8 protein-coding genes are annotated in these 6,000 nt (G+C 57.4%); 4 read left to right on the forward strand and 4 right to left on the reverse strand.

Translation table 11 applies throughout. The annotated features are described in order from the left end of the window. Window positions 1–7 precede the first annotated feature (7 nt). Window positions 8–448 (reverse strand): hypothetical protein, encoded by a 441-nt coding sequence (locus tag ACH2EI_RS13695; protein ID WP_395160439.1) that lies wholly within the window; start codon window positions 446–448, stop codon window positions 8–10. 301 nt (window positions 449–749) lie between these two features. Between ACH2EI_RS13695 and ACH2EI_RS13700 the strand changes: the two genes are divergently transcribed. From ACH2EI_RS13700 to ACH2EI_RS13715, 4 genes are all read left to right on the forward strand, one after another. Beyond that, entirely contained in the window at window positions 750–983 is a 234-nt protein-coding gene (locus tag ACH2EI_RS13700; protein ID WP_395160441.1) for a hypothetical protein, read from the forward strand. Between the two features lie 483 nt (window positions 984–1,466). Then, entirely contained in the window at window positions 1,467–1,784 is a 318-nt protein-coding gene (locus tag ACH2EI_RS13705) for a hypothetical protein (protein ID WP_395160443.1), read from the forward strand. 1 nt (window position 1,785) lies between these two features. Next, window positions 1,786–1,944, forward strand: a complete 159-nt coding sequence (locus tag ACH2EI_RS13710; RefSeq protein ID WP_395160445.1) for a hypothetical protein — start codon at window positions 1,786–1,788, stop codon at window positions 1,942–1,944. A 251-nt stretch (window positions 1,945–2,195) separates the two neighbouring features. Further along, entirely contained in the window at window positions 2,196–3,539 is a 1,344-nt protein-coding gene (locus tag ACH2EI_RS13715; RefSeq protein WP_395160447.1) for a hypothetical protein, read from the forward strand. Between the two features lie 4 nt (window positions 3,540–3,543). On the opposite strand, the gene ACH2EI_RS13720 is transcribed toward ACH2EI_RS13715, so the two are convergent. From ACH2EI_RS13720 to ACH2EI_RS13730, 3 genes are all read right to left on the reverse strand, one after another. Next, window positions 3,544–3,792 carry a hypothetical protein gene (locus tag ACH2EI_RS13720; protein WP_395160449.1) on the reverse strand — a complete coding sequence of 83 codons (249 nt, stop codon included), beginning with the start codon at window positions 3,790–3,792 and terminating at the stop codon, window positions 3,544–3,546. Between the two features lie 2 nt (window positions 3,793–3,794). Continuing rightward, window positions 3,795–4,718, reverse strand: coding sequence for a hypothetical protein (locus ACH2EI_RS13725; protein ID WP_395160451.1), 924 nt, complete (start codon window positions 4,716–4,718; stop codon window positions 3,795–3,797). Between the two features lie 301 nt (window positions 4,719–5,019). Beyond that, the gene (locus ACH2EI_RS13730; RefSeq protein WP_395160453.1) at window positions 5,020–5,757 is read right to left on the reverse strand and encodes a hypothetical protein; all 738 of its coding nucleotides are present in this window, start codon (window positions 5,755–5,757) and stop codon (window positions 5,020–5,022) included. Between the last annotated feature and the right edge of the window lie 243 nt (window positions 5,758–6,000).

Below are 6,000 nucleotides of genomic sequence, written 5' to 3' on the forward strand. Positions count from 1 at the left end.
GCTCCGGTCAGGCCGACAGGGCGGCCAGAATGTCTTCGGTCGTGCAACCTGCGGCGAGTGCCCTGCGAGCCGCCGCCGTGACGTCTGCCAGACGTTCTTTCTTGCCCTTAGGCCGTGACTCTCGGCCGGTAACCAACTCGTTACCGGAGGCAAGCTTGCGCTTGACTTCTGCCTTACGTTGCTTCCACACGTTCTTCGCAGACAGTGTGACCGCCGCCGATTCTTCAACCGTCAGGACCATGCTTCCCGGAGTTGCCGCATTGATGCGGCGCTTAACATAGAGCGACCTAAGCGCTTCGGCCAGTTTCTCGTCGCCTAGTGCCACGACCATGATGGCCTGCCATGCGTCGCTTGCCTTAGCCTGCCATTCTCCAACCTTGACATCCGAGTTAATGACCGAAGCAACTAGTGCCCGATGGTCGGTCGTGAGTGTGATTGTGTTCGCCATTGGAATCGTCCATTCTGTTAGCGGTAACGAGAGTGTTACCGGCTTGCTCGGTGTTCGAAGATAAGTATATCGGCTTCCAAACTCGTGTCAAGGTTGCAACGGAATTGGAAGTGAAATATTCGGTACAAATGTTCAAGAAAGGTCCCCCTACCTGGGTAAACGTAAATTCAAAAAATAGATATAGACATGACGTTGTCAACCTGTGTGTGTGTACCGAAGGGTCGAAGCATTCCTCTAGCGTCTTCCCCTTCTGTTTGGTGACTGGTTGCTCATTTGGTCGCAAGCGTGGTACTGTTCCGCTATGAGCTATTTGAGTGATGATTTCAGTGATGGCAGTGTGCGTGAGATTTTCGATGCGATGTTGGAGGCAGATCAGTCGTTGGATCAGGTTGTTTCGGATCTGCGGGCGGTCGGTTTGGTTGTTGGGGAGGGCCAGCGGCATATTGTGGTGAGGTGGTTGGACGTGTTCTCGATTAACACTCCGGTTCCGTTGGCTATGCGGTTGGCTATGTTGAGTGGCTGGTTGTCGGCGTGAGCCGTCACTCTCAGTTTGGTGGCTGGCCTATCCGCGAGAATGCGGATGGGTCGCGGCAGCGTTTCGTTGAGGGCGAGTGGGTTCCTATGCTTGCCGAGTGGGCGCAGTCGGGGAAGCGTCTTCCGTCGGAGCGTCCGCGCGACAATGACGTGTTTCTCACTGCGGCGAGAATCATTTTGTGAGTGATTATGCGTACGGTCACCGGTATCGGCAGTTGCGTGCGGGGCTTCTTGGCCTGCCTTGTCAGCTTCTTCTCGTGTGTGATGGTGATGCGTCTGATTCGGCGGATCATTCTCCGCCTTTATCTCGACATGATCACCGCGAGCAGTCTGGGTGCTGCGTTCTTCGACCGGCATGTTTACGATGTCAGGGTGAGCAGGCGAAGCTGTTGTCGATGGAGTCGAAGTTCAGGAAGCGGTTGGAGAGGGAGGGCGTTGTTTTCCCCGAGGATGCCGGTGTACCGGTGCAGAGTGTGGAGTGGTTGTGATCGACGATTTAGAAGTTGGTGAAGGTGTTGGTGTGGCTGTTCAGGCTGTGCAGGCTGTGCAGGCTATGAACGAGTTGCATGTCGAGTTGGCTCGGAAGGCTGCGCGTTTGGCGATGTCTGTGTTGGAGGGGATTGACGTGAATGAGATTCCGGTTGCGTCTGCTGTGGCGTTGTTGAAGTTCGGTGTCGATTTGGAACGCAAGGCGTTGCTTGGTACTGAGGATGATGTTGAGGCTGATCCGTTTGCGGCTTTGGCTGATGCGATGAAACCGGTGAAGACTGAACCGATGAAGACTGGGCCGGAGGGGGAGTGACATGGATGCGATTGGTGAGGTGAGGACTGAGGCGGCTGATGCTCGTCGGCGTCGGGCTGATGAGTGGGGTGTGCCGGTGCGCCGGGTGAAGATGACGTACAAGTCGGGTTCGCCTGGTTCGTTCGTGTGGGACTTCGAGCTTTTGCCGAAGGACTCGTGATCACTGACTTCGATCAGCTTGCGCATGATGTTGAAGCTAGCCAGCTAGTTGTTTCGTCGTCGGTGCCGCCGTATGCCCCGCCTCGTTGGGCGTCGGCTCGGTCTGATCTGCCGACGCATGGGCATCTTGATCTCCAGGTTGCTCGTCTGCTCGGGTGGGAGCCGTTCTTTTGGCAGTCGGAGGCGTCTGATCTTGCCGGTGAGTTTGATCCGGTTACTGGTCGGCCCCGTTTCCGTACGGTGGGTGCGTCGGTGGCTCGGCAGAATGGGAAGACGTCGTGGATTTTGACGCGTGTGGCTCGTCAGCTGTTGCCTGCCGGTCAGCATGTCGCCTATACGGCTCAGGATCGTTCGTTGGCCCGGTTGAAGTGGGAGGAGCATGTCGACATTTTGATGGACACGCCTTTCGCTTCGCGTGTGAAGGAGGTCAATAAGCAGCGGAACCAGGAGAAGCTGGTGATGAAGAACGGCTCCTGGTATATGCCGGTGACGCCGACTGCGAAGAAGGCTGCGCGTTCATTGTCTCTGGATTTGGCGATTGCTGACGAGGCGTACGCTCATGTGTCGATGGGTTTGGCTGGCGCTATCAGGAACACGTTGTTGACTCGTCCTCTCGCCCAGTTCTATTTGGTGTCGAATGCTGGTGATGAGACGTCTGTTTTGTGGCGTCATTACACCGATCTTGGCCGTGCGTCGATCGGTGATCCTGATGCGACGATCTGTTGGATCGAGTATGCGTCGTCGGATGATGCGTCCCGGTTTGATCCGGTTGAGGTGCGGGCGGCGAACCCGTCGGCTGGTGAGCCTGGCGGTGTTGACTGGCTGTCGTTGATGACTGAGGTTCGTGAGTCGGATGAGGCGACGGTTCGCAAAGAAAACTTGAATCTGTGGACGTCTTCTGGTGGGCCTGGTTTGTCTCGTTGGTGGGGTCAGGCGAAGCGGTCTGGTTTCACTGTGGCGAAGGTGTTGGCTGATGGTGGCCGGGTGGTGTTCGGGTTGGACTTTGAGCCTGACCGTGATGGTGGTGCGTTGATGGCGTGTGCCGCTATGCCTGACGGTCAGGTGTTCCCGATCGAGGTTGTTGCTGTTGCTGATGATCCTGTGTCGATGGATGGTTTGGTGAAGCGGGCTGCGGACAATGCGATTGCTCATCAGTCGTGGGTTGCGGTGGGTGCGTCTTCACCGGCGGCGTCTGCGATACCGGCGTTGGAGGCGTTGACGGCGAGGAAAGTGAAGGTGAAGAGGGGTGGGCAGTACAAGACGGAGGACGCGCATCTGGTGTTTCCGGTGACGGCGCAGGGGACGTCTCGTGCTGTCGGCGCGTTCCATGATGCGGTGGTTTCTGCGAAGGTCGCTCATGTGGATGACCCGGTGTTGAACACTGCGGTTTCTGCGGTGGTTCGTCGTGAGGTCGGCGATTCGTTTGTGTGGCAGCGGCGTGATGTGACGGGCCAGTCGAGGCCGTCGTTGGTGACGGCTGCGACGATGGCGTATTGGTGTGCTCTTACTTCGGATCCGGTGCCTGCTGCGGTGACTAAGTCGCCGAGGGCTCGTGCTGCTCGCCGTCCGGTTTCCGGTCAGCCTGTTCGCCGCTAGCCAGCTAGTCTTTCCGGGGGATTACGGCTTCGAGTTCTTCGAATGTTGTGCACGCAGCTACAAGATCGGATTTGTTTTTTCCGTGAGTGATGAGCTTGCCAATTTCTGTCCGCATGGCGGTGGCGGTTTGGCCGGTGGCGTTCAGTTGGTCTGAGATGCTGTACTTGGACAGGATGCTGTCTCGTGTCTCGGATTTGATGCCCAGCAAGATGTCTTCTTTGACGTGTTCGAGGTGCTTGATGTCGAGGTTCATGGTTATCGGTCTCCGTAGATGGAAGCGCAAGCTGGGTACAGTTTGTGTGGTTCGGCGATTGTTTGCGTGCTTTCGTTGGCGATGCGCGCTGTCGCTAGGGTTTCAAGCATTCGTAGGTCGCAGACAAGTCCTGTTCCGAACGATGTGTGCAGGTTGTAAATGGAGTTGGTGTCCTTGAACCTGTAAGTCGTTTCGTACCGGTGGACGCTGCACAGAAACAGCAGGATCGTTGTTTCGGCGGGGACGACTACGGATGAGCTCACAAGGTTTTCTGTGTTGCTGTTCGCGGATCCTATTTTGTTCCAGGTGCCGCCGGTTGTCGTGGAGTAGATGCCGGTGTTCGGAGTGTATTGAACGACTGCGCCGCCGCCGTATGCGGAGTCCACGGCCGACAGGTAGGCGTTGAACGTGCGGGTGATTGGGGAAGCTGTGGTGTTTCTGATGGGGATGCAGCGCCAGCTGACACCAGAATAGTTTGTGGTGATGTTGTCGTAGTAGTAGTAGTCCTTGCGGTTGCTGCCGATGCGTCTGCCGTGGGCGTACTCTTTTACGCGGGTCATCGCGTTTTCGCCGTCGTTCACGTAGAAGGGTTGGCTTGAGCCGTTCGGGTATCCGTCGCCCATGAACATGTTGAAGCCTTGGGTGATCGAGTTGGCGTCTTGCCAGCTGTGGTAGTAGGTGGTCCAGGGGCCGGAGCTTGACCATTCTCCTGTGGAGTAAACGTTTTGTCTGGCGGAGTTGGTGATGACGCTTCCAATAATATCTGGGGTGTCTTCGGGGGCGTGTGAGGGGGGTGAGGGGGAGGCGAACGAAAGGTTGCCTGCGCCGTCGGTCCCCAAAAATTGGCCGCCGGTCCCGTCGGTCGATGGGAGCGAAAGGGCGGTGCCGCCGGATTTTTGGATTTGATCTACAATAATTTTCGACATGATGTTTCCTTGGCTGGGGAAGCTGTTTACAAAATGAGATGAACCGAGTTGGATGGGATTGTGTAGACAGAGGAGCCTGCTAGTGCAAACTCGTTTACGCTGAAAGCTACTGTGCCGCTTCCAAGAGTTCTGTCATCGCCGCTGGGTAGCGGCGATGAGACCCTGACTCCTCCGGCGGATGACGTTGCGAGTTCGAGTTGAGAGATCCGTCTTGATAGACCTATCAACATTTGGCTGAACTGTTCGACGCCTCGGCCCGAGTCGGGCGGGCCGGGTGCCCGGTCGGGTGCCCGGTCGTTGTTCACTTGACTAGGTCTGCGGTGGTGAGTCCGGCGAGCGCTAGGACGCTCTTGAGTTCTTGCGGATGGTCTGACACGATGACTTTCGGGTTTTGTCCGGCGGCTATGAGTCGCCGTTTCAGGTCTTCGGTTGTTTCTGCGCCGAGGTGGCGGGCGCCGTCTGGTGTGACGGCGAATACGTTGGAGTAGCCCTTGGGCCGCCAGAGTGATGTTGCGTTGAGCATGTTGTCGTCCTCTTCTGTTGGTGTTGGTGTTGGTGTTGGTGTTGGTGTTGATGGTGTGGCCGGTGTGAGACGGTCGGGTAATGCGATGGTGTGCGGGTCGGGTCTTCCGGCGTTTCGCCACGTTGACCATCCGCGCATCTCGTTGCATTGGATGTGCCACGGTTCGCCGTTGATGAAGGTGTGAAGCCCCCAGCGGCCAGCGTCTTCGGTGTCGGCCCACGCCGGCGCTTTGTGTTTGGCTGAGCCGTTGCCGGTGACGAGGTCGACGGCTGAGTATCCGACAGTGCCTGACGCGAACGTTTGGTCCTGATGAAACGATTGACCTTCGGGCGCAAACCCTGACTTGTCGGGCTGAGATCCGGTTGCCCGCCATCCGCCACCGACGCCGAGCAGACCGCCCTTGGCTTCGATGTAGGCGAAGAACCGGCGAGCGAACTCGGGGTGCATCTTGGCTGCGTGTTTGGCCTTCATCTGGTCAAGTGTGATGCGGTTGGTTCCGTAGCTGTCGGGGTACATGGGTTTCACACTACATGACAGGCTAGTGATGCCGATGCTGGTAGGCCGATGGCGGGGGGTGGAAGATCGGCCTGACGACTGGTGTGATTGGCGGTTTGGTTCGGCGGCGGAGGGCGACGGGGTGTGCTGGGTGGCTGGTCGACGTCGGTGAGAAGTGGACGTGTGGCGACTGGACGAATTGCCGAGTGCTCTTGGTTCTTTTTGCCATACCAAATCAGGGGACCAAATCAGGGGGGTGGATGG

Origin of the sequence: Ilumatobacter sp., from assembly GCF_041688325.1 — a bacterium.
Taxonomy (GTDB): domain Bacteria; phylum Actinomycetota; class Acidimicrobiia; order Acidimicrobiales; family Ilumatobacteraceae; genus Ilumatobacter_A.

Excerpts from the sequence above, each read along its gene's own strand:
- ACH2EI_RS13695 (WP_395160439.1), bottom strand. The coding sequence starts at position 448 with ATGGCGAACACAATCACACTCACGACCGACCATCGGGCACTAGTTGCT.
- ACH2EI_RS13700 (WP_395160441.1), top strand. The coding sequence starts at position 750 with ATGAGCTATTTGAGTGATGATTTCAGTGATGGCAGTGTGCGTGAGATT.
- ACH2EI_RS13710 (WP_395160445.1), top strand. The coding sequence starts at position 1,786 with ATGGATGCGATTGGTGAGGTGAGGACTGAGGCGGCTGATGCTCGTCGG.
- ACH2EI_RS13720 (WP_395160449.1), bottom strand. The coding sequence starts at position 3,792 with ATGAACCTCGACATCAAGCACCTCGAACACGTCAAAGAAGACATCTTG.
- ACH2EI_RS13725 (WP_395160451.1), bottom strand. The coding sequence starts at position 4,718 with ATGTCGAAAATTATTGTAGATCAAATCCAAAAATCCGGCGGCACCGCC.
- ACH2EI_RS13730 (WP_395160453.1), bottom strand. The coding sequence starts at position 5,757 with ATGTACCCCGACAGCTACGGAACCAACCGCATCACACTTGACCAGATG.